The sequence below is a fragment of the Chryseobacterium ginsengisoli genome (assembly GCF_039542325.1).
GTDB lineage: Bacteria > Bacteroidota > Bacteroidia > Flavobacteriales > Weeksellaceae > Chryseobacterium > Chryseobacterium ginsengisoli.
In genome coordinates this window covers 646,497-663,431 of record NZ_BAABHX010000001.1, presented here as the reverse complement: position 1 = coordinate 663,431, position 16,935 = coordinate 646,497, and the positions used below count along the sequence as shown (strand labels likewise).

Annotated in this window: 13 protein-coding genes and 2 tRNA genes; 5 read left to right on the top strand and 10 right to left on the bottom strand. The window is 32.5% G+C overall.

What is annotated here, in order from left to right; genetic code table 11:
- Nucleotides 1-172: 172 nt before the first annotated feature.
- From ABD940_RS03085 to ABD940_RS03065, 5 genes are all read right to left on the bottom strand, one after another.
- Nucleotides 173-1,330 carry a tyrosine-type recombinase/integrase gene (locus ABD940_RS03085; RefSeq protein WP_345200240.1) on the bottom strand — a complete coding sequence of 386 codons (1,158 nt, stop codon included), beginning with the start codon at nucleotides 1,328-1,330 and terminating at the stop codon, nucleotides 173-175.
- Between the two features lie 667 nt (nucleotides 1,331-1,997).
- A tRNA-Phe gene (locus tag ABD940_RS03080) sits at nucleotides 1,998-2,070 on the bottom strand.
- Nucleotides 2,071-2,190: 120 nt separating this feature from the next.
- Nucleotides 2,191-2,263 (bottom strand) — tRNA-Phe (locus tag ABD940_RS03075).
- 97 nt (nucleotides 2,264-2,360) lie between these two features.
- The gene (locus ABD940_RS03070; protein WP_345200239.1) at nucleotides 2,361-4,202 is read right to left on the bottom strand and encodes a bifunctional lysophospholipid acyltransferase family protein/GNAT family N-acetyltransferase; all 1,842 of its coding nucleotides are present in this window, start codon (nucleotides 4,200-4,202) and stop codon (nucleotides 2,361-2,363) included.
- Between the two features lie 24 nt (nucleotides 4,203-4,226).
- Nucleotides 4,227-5,465 carry an aspartate kinase gene (locus tag ABD940_RS03065; RefSeq protein ID WP_345200237.1) on the bottom strand — a complete coding sequence of 413 codons (1,239 nt, stop codon included), beginning with the start codon at nucleotides 5,463-5,465 and terminating at the stop codon, nucleotides 4,227-4,229.
- Between the two features lie 313 nt (nucleotides 5,466-5,778).
- On the opposite strand from ABD940_RS03065, the gene fbp reads away from it, so the two are divergent.
- The gene (gene fbp, locus ABD940_RS03060) at nucleotides 5,779-6,795 is read left to right on the top strand and encodes a class 1 fructose-bisphosphatase (protein WP_345200235.1); all 1,017 of its coding nucleotides are present in this window, start codon (nucleotides 5,779-5,781) and stop codon (nucleotides 6,793-6,795) included.
- Nucleotides 6,796-7,800 (top strand): o-succinylbenzoate synthase, encoded by a 1,005-nt coding sequence (locus ABD940_RS03055; protein WP_345200234.1) that lies wholly within the window; start codon nucleotides 6,796-6,798, stop codon nucleotides 7,798-7,800.
- Nucleotides 7,801-7,814: 14 nt separating this feature from the next.
- Here ABD940_RS03055 and ABD940_RS22880 read toward each other — a convergent pair whose 3' ends face one another.
- Nucleotides 7,815-7,982: a bacteriocin-like protein gene (locus ABD940_RS22880; RefSeq protein ID WP_425550349.1), complete on the bottom strand. Its 168-nt coding sequence runs from the start codon at nucleotides 7,980-7,982 to the stop codon at nucleotides 7,815-7,817.
- A 426-nt stretch (nucleotides 7,983-8,408) separates the two neighbouring features.
- Complete coding sequence (locus ABD940_RS03050) at nucleotides 8,409-9,539, bottom strand: alpha/beta hydrolase (RefSeq protein WP_345200232.1); 1,131 nt, start codon at nucleotides 9,537-9,539, stop codon at nucleotides 8,409-8,411.
- A 159-nt stretch (nucleotides 9,540-9,698) separates the two neighbouring features.
- Between ABD940_RS03050 and ABD940_RS03045 the strand changes: the two genes are divergently transcribed.
- Complete coding sequence (locus tag ABD940_RS03045; protein WP_345200231.1) at nucleotides 9,699-11,372, top strand: glutamine--tRNA ligase/YqeY domain fusion protein; 1,674 nt, start codon at nucleotides 9,699-9,701, stop codon at nucleotides 11,370-11,372.
- A 161-nt stretch (nucleotides 11,373-11,533) separates the two neighbouring features.
- On the top strand, nucleotides 11,534-12,709 hold the full coding sequence (locus ABD940_RS03040; protein WP_425550352.1) for an MFS transporter: 1,176 nt from the start codon (nucleotides 11,534-11,536) through the stop codon (nucleotides 12,707-12,709).
- Between the two features lie 92 nt (nucleotides 12,710-12,801).
- Here ABD940_RS03040 and ABD940_RS03035 read toward each other — a convergent pair whose 3' ends face one another.
- Both ABD940_RS03035 and ABD940_RS03030 read right to left on the bottom strand, forming a co-directional pair.
- Nucleotides 12,802-13,797 carry a S41 family peptidase gene (locus ABD940_RS03035; RefSeq protein WP_345200229.1) on the bottom strand — a complete coding sequence of 332 codons (996 nt, stop codon included), beginning with the start codon at nucleotides 13,795-13,797 and terminating at the stop codon, nucleotides 12,802-12,804.
- Nucleotides 13,798-13,866: 69 nt separating this feature from the next.
- Nucleotides 13,867-14,832 (bottom strand): YpdA family putative bacillithiol disulfide reductase, encoded by a 966-nt coding sequence (locus ABD940_RS03030; RefSeq protein WP_345200227.1) that lies wholly within the window; start codon nucleotides 14,830-14,832, stop codon nucleotides 13,867-13,869.
- 119 nt (nucleotides 14,833-14,951) lie between these two features.
- On the opposite strand from ABD940_RS03030, the gene ABD940_RS03025 reads away from it, so the two are divergent.
- On the top strand, nucleotides 14,952-15,590 hold the full coding sequence (locus ABD940_RS03025; protein WP_345200226.1) for a hypothetical protein: 639 nt from the start codon (nucleotides 14,952-14,954) through the stop codon (nucleotides 15,588-15,590).
- Here the strand turns inward: ABD940_RS03025 and ABD940_RS03020 are convergent, their stop codons facing one another.
- Nucleotides 15,591-16,877 carry a glycosyltransferase family protein gene (locus tag ABD940_RS03020; RefSeq protein WP_345200225.1) on the bottom strand — a complete coding sequence of 429 codons (1,287 nt, stop codon included), beginning with the start codon at nucleotides 16,875-16,877 and terminating at the stop codon, nucleotides 15,591-15,593. It lies immediately after the preceding gene.
- Between the last annotated feature and the right edge of the window lie 58 nt (nucleotides 16,878-16,935).

The following is a 16,935-nucleotide window of genomic DNA, read 5'->3' as shown; positions in this document are numbered from 1 at the left end:
ACGGGGCGTTTCACTATTCAGTCTCGGTGTATAAGAAAATTGGCAGTTTTCGACTACGAGAATAAACAGCTTACGCTTTTATCTTTAAATTATATTTTATCTGCTACAAATATAGATAAAATTTTAGGGTAACTACTAATTTTATAGTGTTGTAGTTACCCTTATTTAGAATCTAAGAAACTTTAAATTTAAACTTATTTCTCATGGCTTCTTTCATTATATCGGTATTTACATTGGCATACTTCGCCGTAATACTAATATCGGTATGTCCCATCATTTCTTTAACAATCGTTATAGGGGTTTGATAATAATTAACCATCATCGTTCCGAAAGTATGCCTAGATACATGGAAAGTTAGGTTTTTATTTAACTCTATCGTTTTCGCAAGAGTTTTTAATCTCATATTATCATTTTGATTCGCCACGCTAGGAAATAAAAGCTCGTCCTTATCTTTTCCTTTACCGTATTTCTTAACCATTAGAACAGCTCTTGTATTTAAGGGGACTTTAACTATTCTACCCGTTTTAATCTGTTCTTTGGTAATCATCCTATTTTTCAAATCAATATCCCCTATCGTAAGGGTATTAATATCTGAATGTCTTAATCCCGTCAGACAGGAAAATAAAAATCGGTCTTTCGTTAATTTTAGACCAGAATCATGATTTAATTTTATTTTAGAAAAACTTTCAAGCTCGTCTGGGGTAAGAAATTCTAAACATTCAGAGTTTTCCTTATACTCTTTGTTGATATAAGGGTTTTCTATCATTAGCTTATGCTTAATCGCTAGATTTATAATAGCATCCAGATTCTTATGATGATTAGAGATTCCATGCTTACCTACGTCCTTCTTTCTTAGGAACGCTTCAAACCTCTCAATAAACATTAAATCGACTTCAACCACATCTATTTGTTTTTTGAACTCTTTTAAGTATTTTCTCAGTAGATTATACTTATAAATAGTCGGTTCTTTAAGTTTTTGAGATTTGATTTCAAACATTTTATCGAATACAGTATAAAAACAGTTAAGATTAATCCCATTGTAGTAATCTTTAATAATATCAATCGTTAAAAGCTGATTGTTATTAATCTTATTCATACAGAATTTTTCTAGTTTAAGTTCAATTTCTTTTAAAAATATATTAATCTCCCCGAAGCCTTTACCAATACAAGTCTTACTTTTTTTATCCCACTCTTCGGGAAACACCTTTTGTTTTGCAGGAAGCTTTAATACTTTAGAATTTAATCTTATCTGAACATTAAGCGGACATTTTCCGTCAATTCCTTTTTTATCCGTTCTTAGGATAATCGATACTGAATATGGTTTTTTCATAACCTTTCTTTTTTAATTTTTAATAATTACGCAAGAACTATTCTTGCTTCCATTTACATTAACTCTTCTAAAAATTAAAAAAGGAGCGAAGTTATAAAATTGTCATCAATAATAAAAATTAAATCATTGAAAATCAGATATTTAATTATTTTTAATAAAATAAAAAAATTATATTTTGACGATAATTCTCAAATTTCCATGTCGATATATACCTCAAAAATGGAAATTCAAGTTTTATTAGCTAATAATATCAAATTTAGATACGCTGCATTAGTATCGATTTATACCTTGAAATCAGAACTAATCTTTTCATATTATGTTTGAAATCGGAGATTTACGAAAATTCCCCCTTGAGGTTTACAGGGGGAAATTTTTTATATCTTATATAAATCAAAAAAAGAAGCTCGAAAATCGAAAATTTAATAATTCTGGAATAGAGTAGTCCATTTTATTTTTAGCTTTTAAATTTTACAAGCTTAATTTTCGTTTCAAATTTGACTCAAAATAAGAAATTAAGTACAAAATTTCCCCCTTGATTTCAACAGGGGTAGTTATAGGGGGAATAAATTTTGGGAAAGAATACCTCAGAATACTACAAACTTTCAGTTATAGGTAACAAAAAAGCCCCTATTTAAGGGGCTTCGACGATTTTTACTCGTTAATGATGTGGTTTCTCCAGGAATCGAACCAGGGACACATGGATTTTCAATCCATTGCTCTACCAACTGAGCTAAGAAACCATTTGGTTTGTACTTCGTTTTTGAAGTGGTGCAAAAATAATAATAATTATTAACTCTCGCAAATTTTATTTTAAAACATTTTTGAAAAGAAAACCACCTTTTTACAGGTGGTTTTTTAAGTGGTTTCTCCAGGAATCGAACCAGGGACACATGGATTTTCAATCCATTGCTCTACCAACTGAGCTAAGAAACCATTCTTTTTACTTCGTTGTTTTAAAGTGATGCAAAAGTAGTAAGTTTTCGTATATGAAGCAAGTATTAACAGTACTTTTTTTAACAAAACTTAAAACCTATTGATTTTCAGTCTGATTATTTTCCTGCTCCTTTCTTATTTGCTCGCTCATTTCCTCTAATACAGGCTTTATCGTGTTTTCAGGAAGATCACTAATTCTTATGTACATCAATCCGTCAATCGCATCATTGAAGTTTGGATCTACATTGAAGGCAATTACTTTGGCGTTTTGCTTGATATATTTTTTAATTAAAACAGGTAATCTCAGTTCCGGTTCCAGATCATCAATGATTTTGTCCAATTTATTTAAATCAGATTCCATTTCATCAAAGAAAAGGTTTTTATCGCGGTCGCGAAGCTTTACTTTGTATTCATTTCTTGGAGTAATGTATTGAGCAACTGCAGAATCATAATAATTCGAACGCATAAACTCAATCATTAAAGATTTTGAAAATTCAGAAAATTTATTGGAAATACTTACACCTCCCATCAAAAATTTGTGATCCGGATTTCTTAAGCAAACATGCACAATCCCTCTCCATAAAAGGAAAAGCGGCAATGGTTTTTGCTGATATTCCTGACAAATATAAGCTCGCCCCATTTCGATCACTTTTTTAAAGAAAGGATGAATGTCTTGCTCGAATTCAAACAAAGAACTCGTATAGAAGCCTTTAATTCCAGACTTTTTCATGACTTCTTTGCCTAAAGCCATTCTATAAGCTCCCACCAGTTTTTCCGCAGCGCTGTCCCAAAGGAAAAGATGATGATAATGTTTATCGTATTCATCAAGATCGAAAGGAAGGTTGCTTCCTTCACCCACCGCACGGAAAGTAAGTTCTCTCTGACGTCCGATTTCCCTCATGATAGAAGGGATTTCTTCGTAATTTGTAAAGTAAACTTCGTAATTTCCGTTACTGAAAAACATTTTGTCTGTACCTTTCAGTTTATTGATATCTTTTAAAATATCTTCTTTCGGAGTTTCGTCGATGATATTCTGAACAATATTTTCTTCTTTTAATAAAGGAAATTTTACAGATAAATTCTGCAGATTGATACTTTGCGCCAGAGATTTTCTTTTTTCATAGTAAGATTTCATCATATAAACCTTACGTTTTAGGAATTCGCCCAGTTCTTCGATGGTTTCCATGTCATCCATTGCTTTTACGGCAATTGGTCTTCCGATTCTTACACGGATTGGCTTTTCCCTGTCATTCATCATTTCTGCAGGAAGCATCAGAGTCTGTAGATTCGGATGGATTTTTGAAACCTGATAAAATAATCTGCTGTTTTTCGCATGAAAATACATAGGAACGACCGGCACTTTTGCCATTTTGATAAGCTTAAGAGCCGGTTTTTCCCATTCTTTATCTAAAATTTCTCCGTAAGGATTATTCTTGTTCGAAACTTCTCCTGCCGGAAAAATACCTACACAGCCTCCGTTTTGCAAATGCTTCAATGTTTCGCGCATTCCGGAAGAACTGCTGTAAGCTCCTTTTCTGTTTTCAAAAGGGTTTACGGAAATTACATACGGTTCCATGGGTTTGATTTTTTCCAAAAGAAAATTACCCATCACCTTGAAATCCGGACGCACTTCCGATAAGATCTTGCACATCAAAATCCCGTCAATCGCTCCAAGCGGATGATTCGAAACCAAAATAAACGGTCCCGTTTTCGGAATTTTTGCCAGATCTTCTTCAAAAGCTACATAGCTTAAGTTTCGCTCTCTCACAAATGAGTCGAAAAAGTCTTTACCTTCCTTATCTTTTAGCTTATCATACAGTCTGTTTACTTCATTTATTTTAGCAATGCTCATAACAGCAGATGCTACAGGATTTTTAAGAAATCCTATTTTACTTAAGCCGGAAGCTTGAATTAGATCGTTTTTCGAAATTAAACTCATATTGTGTTTAGTCGCAATTAGTTTTTATTGTGTTACCATTTGAAGAGTATTCTTCGAAATCTGCTCCAATAATACACTTTTTTCTTGGTAAAATTTGTCAATGTTCTCCATCTTCGCATTTCTTACGGTAAATAAAGATACATTTTTTACAATTTCTGTTTTAAATACTTTCTGCAAATCTTCATTAAGTTCATCTACCGTATTATATTTATCTTCTAAACATAAAGCTAGTGAAATTGCTGAATTCTGCATCAAAGAAACTTTAATTTTGTACTTAGATAAATGTCCGAAAACTAAACTCATGTGATCTTCTGCAATGAAAGAGAAGTCTCTTGTCGAGATTTTCAGCAATGTTTGGTTTTCTTTTAAAATATAAGATTCTTCACTTTGATTTTTTTCTGAAGCACCTACTTTTGTTCCTTCTTTGGTAGGATCCACAAAAGATTTTACATAAAAAGGAATATTTTTTTGCTGAAGCGGCTGTAATGTTTTCGGGTGAATCACACTCGCGCCGTAATACGCCATTTCAATAGCTTCTTCATAAGAAATATTCGAAAGAAGACTTACATCCTTGAATTTTCTAGGATCTCCTGTCATTACTCCCGGAACGTCTTTCCAGATTGTCATCGCATCTGCATTTAAACAATAAGCGAAAATCGCAGCTGAATAATCCGAACCTTCTCTTCCTAAAGTCACCGTGAAATTATTTTCATCCGAACCAATGAAACCTTGAGTAACGTAGCAGATTTCTTTATTTAAGTTTGAAATAAATTCTTCAGTTTTCCCCCAATCTACAATACCTTCTCTGTAAGAATTGTCTGTTTTTACATAATCTCTTGCATCCAGCCATTGATTCGTGAATTGGATTTCATTTAAATATTCGCTCACAATTTTAGTAGAAATCATTTCTCCACAACTTACAACCTGATCGTAAACAAAGCTGTAATTCGGAGATTTGTTTCTTCTTAAAAAAGAATCGATATCATCAAAAAATAAATCGATTTCGGCAAAAACAGCATGATTTTCGGGGAATAAACCTTCCGCGATTTCCATGTGTTTTCGTTTTATCTTTTCAATCTCAGTTTGATAGTTATCCTTCTTGAAATAAAGTTCTACAACTTTTTCCAACTCATTAGTCGTTTTGCCCATTGCTGAAATTACCAGCAAACATTTAGCAAATCCTTGGCTTTGTAGCACCATGGACACATTCTTTACACTGTCAGCATCCTTTACTGATGCTCCACCAAACTTGAAAATTTTCATTAAATTGTTAATAATAAAATTGTTAGATAAAATTTGTGGGAATATTTTACGGGTGTCAAAATTATAAATTTACAATGAGATATGAAATAGCCTTTCAATGTGATGGGCTTAAGATTTTATTAAAATCAGTAAATAGTTTAAATTATTCAGATTGCTTCAACAAAACGGGAGGTGTTTTCATAAATAAATTTTGAGTGTAGTAAGTATATTGTCTTATATAGTGTTGATTAGTAAGTGATAAGGTGTTTTAAAAGAAAACCTTTCCTTATGTGATAAATTTTACGAAATTTGGGGAAAACGTAAAAAGAAAAATATGTCAGATCAGCCATTACAGACTTTAGGAGAATTTCTTATTGATAAACAGGATGATTTCCAATATTCTACAGGTGAATTTTCTCGCCTTCTAAGTGCAATAAGATTAGCTTCGAAAGTAGTAAACAGGGAAGTAAACAAAGCAGGAATTGTAGACATTACAGGTGCTGCCGGAAACCAGAATATTCAGGGTGAAGAACAGCAAAAGCTTGATGTAATTGCTAATGAAATTTTTATTACGGCTTTGTCTCAGAGAGAGGTTGTTTGCGGAATTGCTTCTGAGGAAAATGATGATTTTATTGACATTAAATGTGGTGAAAACGGTCATTTAAGTAAATATGTTGTTTTGATCGATCCTCTTGATGGTTCTTCAAATATTGATGTGAATGTTTCTGTAGGAACTATTTTCTCAATTTACAGAAGAGTTACTGAACCTGGAACTCCGGTTCAGCTGGAAGATTTTTTACAAAAAGGGATCAATCAGATTGCTGCAGGATATGTTATTTACGGTTCTTCAACGATGATTGTTTATACGACAGGAAACGGTGTGAACGGTTTTACGTTGGATCCATCATTAGGAACTTATTATCTTTCTCATCCGAATATGAAATTTCCGGAAACAGGAAAAATTTATTCTATCAATGAAGGAAATTATATTAAATTCCCTCAAGGAGTTAAAAATTATCTTAAATATTGTCAGATGGAAGAAGGCGACAGACCATATACTTCAAGATATATTGGTTCGTTAGTTGCTGATTTCCATAGAAATATGCTGAAAGGTGGAATTTATATTTATCCATCTTATTCACAGGCTCCAAACGGAAAACTAAGATTATTATATGAATGTAATCCGATGGCTTTCCTGGCTGAACAAGCAGGTGGAAAGGCAACAGACGGTTTCAGAAGAATCTTGGAAATTGAGCCTACAGAACTTCATCAAAGAATTCCATTTTTCTGTGGAAGCGTCAATATGGTTGAAAAAGCAGAAGAATTTATGCGAATTGACAGCGTAAAATAAATGAAAGCAGAATATTCAAAATATTTATTAGAATTCAAGCGCCCGAGTGGAACATCTCGCGGCGTTTTGCATGAAAAGGAAACTTTTTTTCTTGAAATTTCAGATAGCGGAAGAAAAGGAATAGGAGAGTGCGCTATTTTTCGGGGACTAAGTTTTGATGACAGACCGAATTATGAAGAAAAACTTCAATGGCTTTGTGAAAATATTCAACAGGATTCTGAGTTTTTAAAGGAAAATTTAAAAGATTTTCCATCTATTTTATTTGGACACGAACAAGCCATTTTGAATTTGAAACATGGTAAAAATCTTTATTTCCCAAGTGAGTTTACTGAAGGGAAAAGTCCAATCATTATCAATGGTTTGATCTGGATGGGCAACATCGATTATATGGAAGAACAGATTCAGGATAAACTGGAAAATGGCTTTCATTGTATTAAGTTGAAAATTGGTGTCAACTGGGAATCTGAGCATAAAGTTCTTCAAAAATTAAGACAAAAATTTTCAAATGAAACTTTGGAACTTCGTGTTGATGCAAACGGAGGTTTTAATAAAGAAGAAGCAAAAGTCGTTTTACAACAATTAGCGGATTTGCATATTCATTCTATCGAACAGCCTATAAAAGCAGAAAATTGGAATGATATGGCAGAATTATGCTCCGAAACTCCAACTCCGATTGCTTTGGATGAAGAATTAATCGGAATTATTGACTTTAATGAAAAAGAAAAGCTTTTAAAAACAATAAAACCGCAATATATTATCCTAAAACCAGCTTTAGTTGGTGGGTTTTCAGGATCTGATGAATGGATTTCTCTTGCTGAAAAATACAATATCGGTTGGTGGATTACTTCTGCATTGGAAAGCAATATTGGTCTGAATGCAATTGCTCAATATACTTTTACCAAAAAAAATCCGATGCCGCAAGGTTTGGGCACCGGAGCTTTATTTGTCAATAATTTTGAATCCGATTTGGAACTCAGAAATGAGTTGTTATGGTTCAAAACATAACTGAAATAAATTGATTAGCACGCTGGAGCAGGTGAATCTGGACAGGTAGCTTGACCACAGTAGTCCGGAGCCCATGATCTACAGCACATAGCTGCCGGATTCCAGTTATTGCATCCAAGAGGAGGTCTTCCTCCGTTGATTGTTTTTAATGTCTCTCTTTTGATTTTTTGTAGATTTTTCATAATGAACATTTTAATTTGATTAGTAATGTAAATATGAAATTCTTTTTTCTACTGTACAATGTTTTTAACTTACATTAACACACATTAAAGTGAATTACTTTTTAAAAATGAAAAAAACAATACATCAAAGCCAAAAAAAACTTTGAAATGTATTGTAGATTTAAATCGTTGATTTTGTTAATAATAGTAGTTTTTTAGTCGGATAATTGTGTGTTTTTACGGTTTATACTCGGTTATTAAATCACATCTTTTACGAAAATAGCTTTCTTAATGTATTCTAACAATGAAGAAAACTTGCTTTTAACCTTTTTCATGATATTAAAATGTTAATATTTCTGTGCAAACTAATTTACAATCTTTATGCCACAACCAAAAATAATTTCAGCCGTTAAAGTATGACTTTTTTCATGAAGTCTGTTTTCTTAATTATGAACTAATTGTAAAAATATTGTCACTGTTTTTTGTTCTGTTTGTTATTAAATTTCTGTCAATACCATATAAATTCTGGAAAATATCATTCTGAACCATCGAACTGGAAAGGTATCCCCAATGATTTCCCACTTCAAACTTGAACGAATTCAAGACATCATCTTCCACAAATGTACAGTCGATAACCGAAACAATGTCTTTGAATTTTTCAATATCGCTCGGTCCGTTTTTTCCTAGTCTTGGCGTCAGAATATTTTTCGTAAACTGTGAAATTCCAAGAATAAGATCTTTTCTGTTTAAGTAAATAGAAACTCGATTTGCCAACAAAGGAAGTTTATTAAATGAGTCTTCCGAATCTTCAAAAACTTTATAAGTCACATCAGAATTTAATAATAAAACCTGATCGATTACTCTCAGAATATTTTCTCTTTTTAAGCTATACAACATACTTTGGAGAACACGATTTCCCATCGAATGCGCCATAATATGAATTCTCTGATTGCAGGGAATCAAGTCACGATTTGAAAAAATATCCTTTAAAAACTGGGTGTAAAAATAAAAAAGTCTCATCAAAGATGCTCCGGAATTGATACTTGAAGCTTTATCATCAAAGTAAGTCAATGGAACTATGCTGTTTGAAGCAGGCCAGCTTATAAATAAAATATGTTCAACAGGAGAAGCCGGATTATCTACAAATAGTTTTTTAAGATCAAGAATAGCTTTTAATTCATCATCGAAATTATAGGCATAACCGTGAATAAATATCAAAACATCACTTCTATCTTTTGTAGAAGACATATTTTTATACAATTCGTAGAACATTCTCTGTGTTCCGCCAAGATTATTGGCTATTAATGTTGATTTTTTAATTCCTTTTTCACTTAGCAAAACGTCCAAAACATCTTGATAACCTTGTTTTTCGGGCTCGGAGAAGAATTTATAATCAAGAATATTCCGATTGGTATAATCTTTCTTTTTTTTAGCCGCCGCAGTGGGTTCTTTATAGTTGTCAAAATCACATTTTGCGATCCTGAAATTAGGGATCGAGTATTCGTCATTGGAAAAAGAATCTGCTTTTTCACCTTTGTGACGAATGATTTTCCGATTGCTTAAGATGTAAACAGCCATGTTTGAGAGATTTGAGAAGCGGTTTTTTTAGTCATTTCTAAGTTAAACAAAAATATTGAATCATTAATAATTATAGTTCTAAATTATAATTTTCATAAACCCTTAAAATTTCTTAAATTTGCAAATTGTCGTTTCAATCGGCATTTAAAGCGAATTTTAATGGAAGAAGAAAAAAAATCACTCAATTTTATTGAGCAAATTATCGAAGATGATTTGGCAAACGGTCTGAAAAATGATCAGATCCGTTTCCGTTTTCCGCCTGAACCAAACGGTTATCTGCATGTAGGTCATACAAAAGCGATCTGCATCAACTTCGGTTTGGGTGAAAAATACAATGCTCCCGTAAACCTTCGTTTCGACGATACGAACCCTGAAAAAGAAGAGCAGGAATTCGTAGATTCTATCATGAAAGACGTTGAATGGTTAGGTTTCAAATGGGATAAAGTTTTGTACGCATCCGATTACTTCCAGCAGCTTTACGATTGGGCAGTTCAGTTAATCAAAGAAGGAAAAGCTTACGTTGATGAGCAGCCGTCTGAAGTGATTACTGAGCAAAGAAAAAATCCTGCAGAGCCGGGAATTGAATCTCCATTTAGAAATCGTCCTGTTGAAGAGTCATTAGATTTATTCGAAAGGATGAAAAACGGTGAATTTGAAAGTGGTTCAATGTCTTTACGTGCAAAAATTGACATGGTTTCGCCAAATATGAATATGCGTGACCCTGTTATGTATAGAATTTTGAATAAACCTCACCACAGAACGGGTACAGCTTGGAAAATTTATCCGATGTACGACTGGGCACATGGTGAATCTGATTATATCGAACAAATTTCACACTCGCTATGTTCTCTAGAGTTTGAAAACCACAGACCACTTTACAACTGGTATTTAGATCAGGTTTATGAAGAAGGAAGGGTTAAAAACAAGCAGAGAGAATTTGCAAGGATGAACGTTTCTTATATGATCACTTCCAAAAGAAAACTACAAAGGCTGATTGCTGAAAATGTAGTGAATGGATGGGATGATCCAAGAATGCCTACGATTTCCGGAATGAGGAGGAAAGGCTTCACGGCGAATGCAATCAGGAATTTTATTGATAAAGTTGGAGTTGCAAAAAGAGAAAATTTAATTGAAATTCAATTATTAGACTTCTGTGTTCGTGAAGATTTAAATAAGGTTGCAAAACGTGTAATGGCGGTTGTTGATCCTATCAAATTGGTCATCGAAAACTATCCTGAAGGAAATGAAGAATGGTTGACTACGGAAAATAATAACGAACAGGAAGACGCCGGAACGAGAGAAATTCCGTTCTCAAGAGAATTATATATTGAGCGTGAAGATTTCAAGGAAGAAGCTGGAAACAAGTTCTTTAGACTGAGATTAGGAGGTGAAGTTCGTCTAAAATCTGCTTATATCATCAAAGGTGAAAGAGTAGAGAAGGATGAAAATGGAGAAATCACTACGATTTACGCATCGTATGACGAGAAATCTAAGTCCGGAAGTGGAACTGAGGAGAGTTTAAGAAAAGTGAAAGGTACCATTCACTGGGTTTCTGCAAAACATGCGATTCCTGTTGAGATAAGAAATTATGAGAAATTATTTACTGTAGAACAGCCTGATGCTGAGAAAGATGTAGATTTCTTAAATTTCATTAACCCTGAATCTGTCAATATTATTCAAGGATTTGGTGAGCCTAGCTTAAAAGACGTGGCAGTTGGAGAACCTCTTCAATTCCAGAGAATTGGCTATTTCACGAAGGATCAGGATTCTACGGATACAAATTTTGTGTTCAACAGAACTGTTACATTAAAAGACTCTTATAAGCCGGAGTAGAAATTTATTTATATCATATAAATGAAACAGGGCTTAATTTTTTAAGTCCTGTTTTTTTATGGTAAAAATCAAATAACAAATTATTAAACTAAACATTAGAAATTGTGAAACTTATATATTTATATACCAACTCATTCAAAGGGCTTTCGAAGGAAAGTTGGATGCTTGCGTTGGTAATGCTCATCAATCGGGCAGGCTCGATGGTACTTCCTTTTTTGGGAGTTTATATGACTGATAATCTTAAATTCAGCATAGAAAATACAGGAATTGTTCTCAGCTTTTTCGGAATTGGTTCTGTAATCGGATCTTGGCTGGGCGGATTTATTACAGACAGAATCGGAGAATACAGAGTGCAGTACCTCAGTTTATTATTGAGTGTTCCGTTGTTTTGTTTAATTCCTCTTTTTAAAACTGAAGTGGGAGTTGCAACGATTATTTTATTGCAAAGTATTGTTAGCGATTCTTTTCGTCCTGCAAATTCAGTAGCAATCACGAAATATGCAAAACCAGACAAAATTACGAGAGCATTTTCATTAAACCGAATGGCGGTCAATTTAGGATTCTCAATTGGTCCTGCTTTGGGTGGAATTTTATCGGCAATTTCTTATGAATTTTTATTTTTCAGTAATGCTTTTGCTGCTTTGTCGGCAGGTATTTTATACATTGTTTTTTTCAGAAAACGTAATCAATTGGCAAAATTAAAAGCCAAAAAAGTAAAAGAAGTCATTGAAATTAAAAAAGAAAGTTCGCCGTATCGGGACGGTAAATTCTTGGTTTACTGTTTCTTTTGTATGCTTTTTTCGATCTGTTTCTTTCAGTTATTCAGTACATTGACTATTTTCTATAAAGATACGGCTCATTTGAGTCAGCAAAACATTGGTTATATTTTAGGATATAGCGGATTTTTGGTTGTGTTGCTCGAAATGGGGCTCGTTCAAATTGCAGAAAAATATTTTAGTTTGGCGGCAACAATGCTTTTAGGAACATTCATCTGTGGATTTGCTTATGCAATGTTGGCTTTTGATTACAGTATTTTAACTTTAGTTGTTTCAATGAGTTTACTCTGTGTTGGTGAAATCTGGGCATTACCATTTATGTCTACAATTACTGCTTTAAGGTCGGGAACAAATAATAAAGGATCGTACATGGGTTTGAATGGAATTTCGTTTTCCATCGCATTTATCGTAACTCCTTATTTAGGAACTTTAATTGCTGAAAAATTAGGATTTACAATTTTGTGGATAGGAACCGGAATTTTAGCGACAATTATTGCTGTTGCGTTTTACTTTATCGTTCCGTGGATGATAAAAGATAAAAAAGGAATAGTAGAAAACTAAATTAGATAAAGAAAGCTGCATTTTTTGCAGCTTTTTTTGATTTTTATGAATTCTGAAAATTTTAATTCCAATTTATTTTTTCCAGATTAAAATTATTTTCCGTCAATATAATCAAATGCTTTTTTAAGATAAGATTCATTGCTTTTTATTGTATCGGTTACTTTTTCAACGGCGATATTTGGAGAAATACCTTCGCCGATTTTTGAGTATTCCCTTCCCGTTCTGTCGACGATATTTCCTATGGTTAATACAAGAAAAGACCCGTCGGATAACTTATATTCCTGATTTCCTGAAGTTAAACCCTGAGTATTTACACCAATGATTTTTACGTTTTTTTGACCGACAAAAGCAGCCGTAATAAACTCTCCAGAACTTCCGGTTACTTTATTCACCAATACGGCAATTGGTTTTTTTGCAATTTTAGGCTCTTTTTCCTTTAGTTGAAATTGTTGAGTTACTTTTGAGCCTTCATAAAATTTACCGCTTTTATAATTGAAATAATCAATTTTTCCTTCGGCATCTTTAGTTCCGACAACATTTTTGTTATCTAAAAAAGGAGCAACAGCAGCGTACATCGGATATAGCATTCCTCCGAAATTGTCTCTTAGATCAATAATCCAGCCTTTCGGATTATGTTTTTGAAACTCATTGACTTTCGAATAAAAAGTATTTATATACAGATTCCAATCATCATTATTAAATGATCCGATATTGGGTAAGCTGATGTAAGCATATTTATTTTTTAACAGTTCACCCTTAATTATTGGAAATTCCTGACCTGTCGCTTCATATCCTAATGTATATATTCTGACAACATCTTCAGGATAAAAATTAGAATGAGCATCTTCTAATGCAATGAGTGCATTTTTCAGCACAGGATAAGTTTCCTTTATGGTCTTTGCTTTTGAAGCTTCTTTTAATGTATTATTATAAATTTTTGTCCAGTTTACCTTCGATTTATTGACCGATTTTTCTTTCATAATATTAAGCGCTGCGGTAACGTAAACGTTAATACTATCTGATTGTGCCGAAATATTATTGGCAAATAATATTGTAAAGAAAACTAAAAAGGGCGAAATTTTTTTCATATTAAAAGTAAAGTATTCAAAAATAACAATACTTAATGATGTATTTGTTATATTATTTTAATGAAAAAGCTATTTTTTCGAAATAATATTCTTCATGATCATTTCAGCATGAATTCTTGAATTTTCAATGAACCAGAGATGCGTATCTTTTCCCCCGCAAACTACGCCTGCTAAATATAAATTCGAAATGTTGGTTTCCATCGTCTCTGTATTGTAAAACGGATTTAAACATTTTCCCTGTAAGTCAATTCCGGATTTTTTAAGAAAATCAAAATCTGGAAGATAGCCCGTCATCGCCAAAACAAAATCATTTTCAATTCCTTTGATTTCTCCGTTTTCATCTTTAAAAATGACCGAATTTTCTTTAATTTCAATCAATTCAGAATTAAAATATGCTTTAATACTTCCTTCTGCAATTCTATTTTCAATATCAGGTTTTACCCAATATTTTACATTTTTTGAAATTTCAGAATGACGGATGATCATGGTAACTTCTGCTCCTTTTCGATAAGTTTCCAATGCAGCATCCACAGAAGAATTACTTGAACCTACCACAACTATTTTTTGTTTTGCATAAGGATAAGGTTCTGTATAGTAGTGTTTTACTTTGGGTAATTTTTCTCCCGGAATATTCATTAAGTTCGGAATATCATAGAATCCTGTTGAAATAATGACGTTTTTGGCGAAATATTTTCCTTTTGAAGTTTCAATTTCAAAAACTTCATTTTCTTTAGTCACTTTTTCAACCTTTTCGTATAAATTAATATGTAAATTTCTTTGTCTCGTAATTCCCTGATAATATTCCAAAGCTTCCTGTCTTCCGGGTTTCGGAGCTGTTGAAATAAAAGGAATTCCGTCAATTTCCAATTTTTCGGCAGTTGAGAAAAATCTCATATACAACGGATAATTGTATAATGAATTTACAATTGTTCCTTTTTCAATAATTAAATAAGTGAGATTATTTTTCTGAGCTTCTAACGCACAATTCAACCCGATTGGTCCGCCTCCGATAATAAGAATATCCAAAATTTCCATTGAACAAATTTACTTAAAAACCTTTAGAAAAAGTTGGAACAAAACAAAAGAACTTATCTATCATAGGTATTTTTATGGCATCTGTTTTGGTTGTTTTTTGTTCATCAAATATTTTAAATATGAGAAAAATATTCATTTCATTATTTGTTTTAAGCGTTATTGCATGTAAGAAAAATCCAGATAAATTTGTTAATGATAAAACAGATTCAACACAAAACATAAAGACTGACAGTATAAATGTTAGTCAGAATATTACTAATAAAGAAGATGCTTTGAAACAAGCCAATGAAGAAATTATACAAAGTTTAAAAGATAAAAATTATGCAAAATTCGAAGATTTTATTCATCCAGAGAAAGGAGTAAGATTTTCGATGTATGCATTTGTAAACCCTAAAGAAGATAAAACTTTTTCAAAATCAGATTTTGTGAAATATCAACCAATGAAAACTATTTTCACTTGGGGATCAATGGATGGTTCCGGAGATTTGTACAAAGCAACAATCAATGATTATCTTACAAAGTGGGTGTATTCAAAAGATTTTGTAACCGGACAGGTTTCGTTAAATAAATTCCAGGGAAAAGGAAATTCACTGAATAATTTAAAGGAAATTTATCCAAAATCTGATTTTACAGAAAACTTTATCAAAGGTTCAGAAGCCAACTCCGAAATGGATTGGAAATGCCTTCGTTTGGTTTTTGAAGAATTTCAGGGAAAATATTATTTAATTGCTGTGATTAATGATCAATGGACAATTTAATTATAAAATTTCAGCCAATTTTTCAGTTAAATTTCTTCTTGAAAACTGCTCAATATTCTGATTGTTTTCGAGAAGATTTCCACTTTTCCAAAGTTCAAATTTTTCTAAAATGAAATTTTTGATGGCTTCCGAATCGTTGTAATTAAAATGTTTTCCTGCATTTGTTTCATCAAGAATTTTTGCAACATCAGCTTTGTCCGGACCAAATGAAATGATCTGTTTTCCTGTCGCCAAATATTCGAAAATTTTTCCGGGAATAATTCCTTTCGAAGATTCGTTTGGGAAATTTGTTATCAATAGAAGTGAAGATTTTTCCATTTCTTCAACAGCTTTGTCATGAGAAATGTATCCTAAATTCAGAATATGATTTTTTAAACTTGAATTTTCAATCTCATTTAAAATTTTATCATCAATTCTTCCTGCAAATTTCAAGGTAAAGTTTTCGGCAAAATCAGCATTTGTTTTGACCAAATCATCAAGAACTTTCCAAAGATTTTCAGGGTTTCTCAACTGTTCCAAAACGCCAATGTAACTTAATGTAAAAGTTTGAGAACTTAAAGATTTTAGAGCTTGAGAAGCATCTGTTTCATCAAAACCATTGGTAATACAAACAGAATTTGCTCCATTTTTACGAAAATTTTCAGCATCGGTATAGCTTGTCGCTAATGTAATATCTGCATTTTTAAAAACATCACTTTCCATTTGACGATGTTTTCTGTCGGAACTTTTTGTGAGTTTTAAATGTTTATAATAAGAGATTTCAGTCCAAGGATCGCGGAAATCGGCAATCCATTTTAGGTTTGGAAGTTTCTTTTTTAAATTTAAACCAATTAAATGCAGAGAATGTGGCGGTCCTGAAGTAACCACGACATCAATTTTATTTTCTTTTAAATATTGTTCTAAAAATTTCACAGAAGGCTTTACCCAAAAAACTCTAGCGTCCGGAATGAAGAAATTTCCTCTGACCCAAATCGAAAGTTTTGATTTCCAACTTTGATTTTTACCGACATCAAACTGTCCGGCTTTGAATTTTTTATTGCTTTTATTAAGTTTTTCGGCTAACTGATAAGGTTCCCAAATTTTTGTTTTTACGATTTCAAGATCTTTCGGAACATCCTTCATCAAGCTTTCATCCAACAAAGGATAACTCGGATTTTCGGGAGTAAAAATGATGGGTTTCCATCCAAATTCGGGTAAATATTTTGCAAATTTCAGCCACCTTTGAACACCAGGACCTCCCGCAGGAGGCCAGTAATAGGTGATGATCAATATTTTTTTTTGTTCCATTAATTCTAATGTAAACTATGCGTTCTTTTTGTCATTCTGAATGAAGTGAAACGGAATG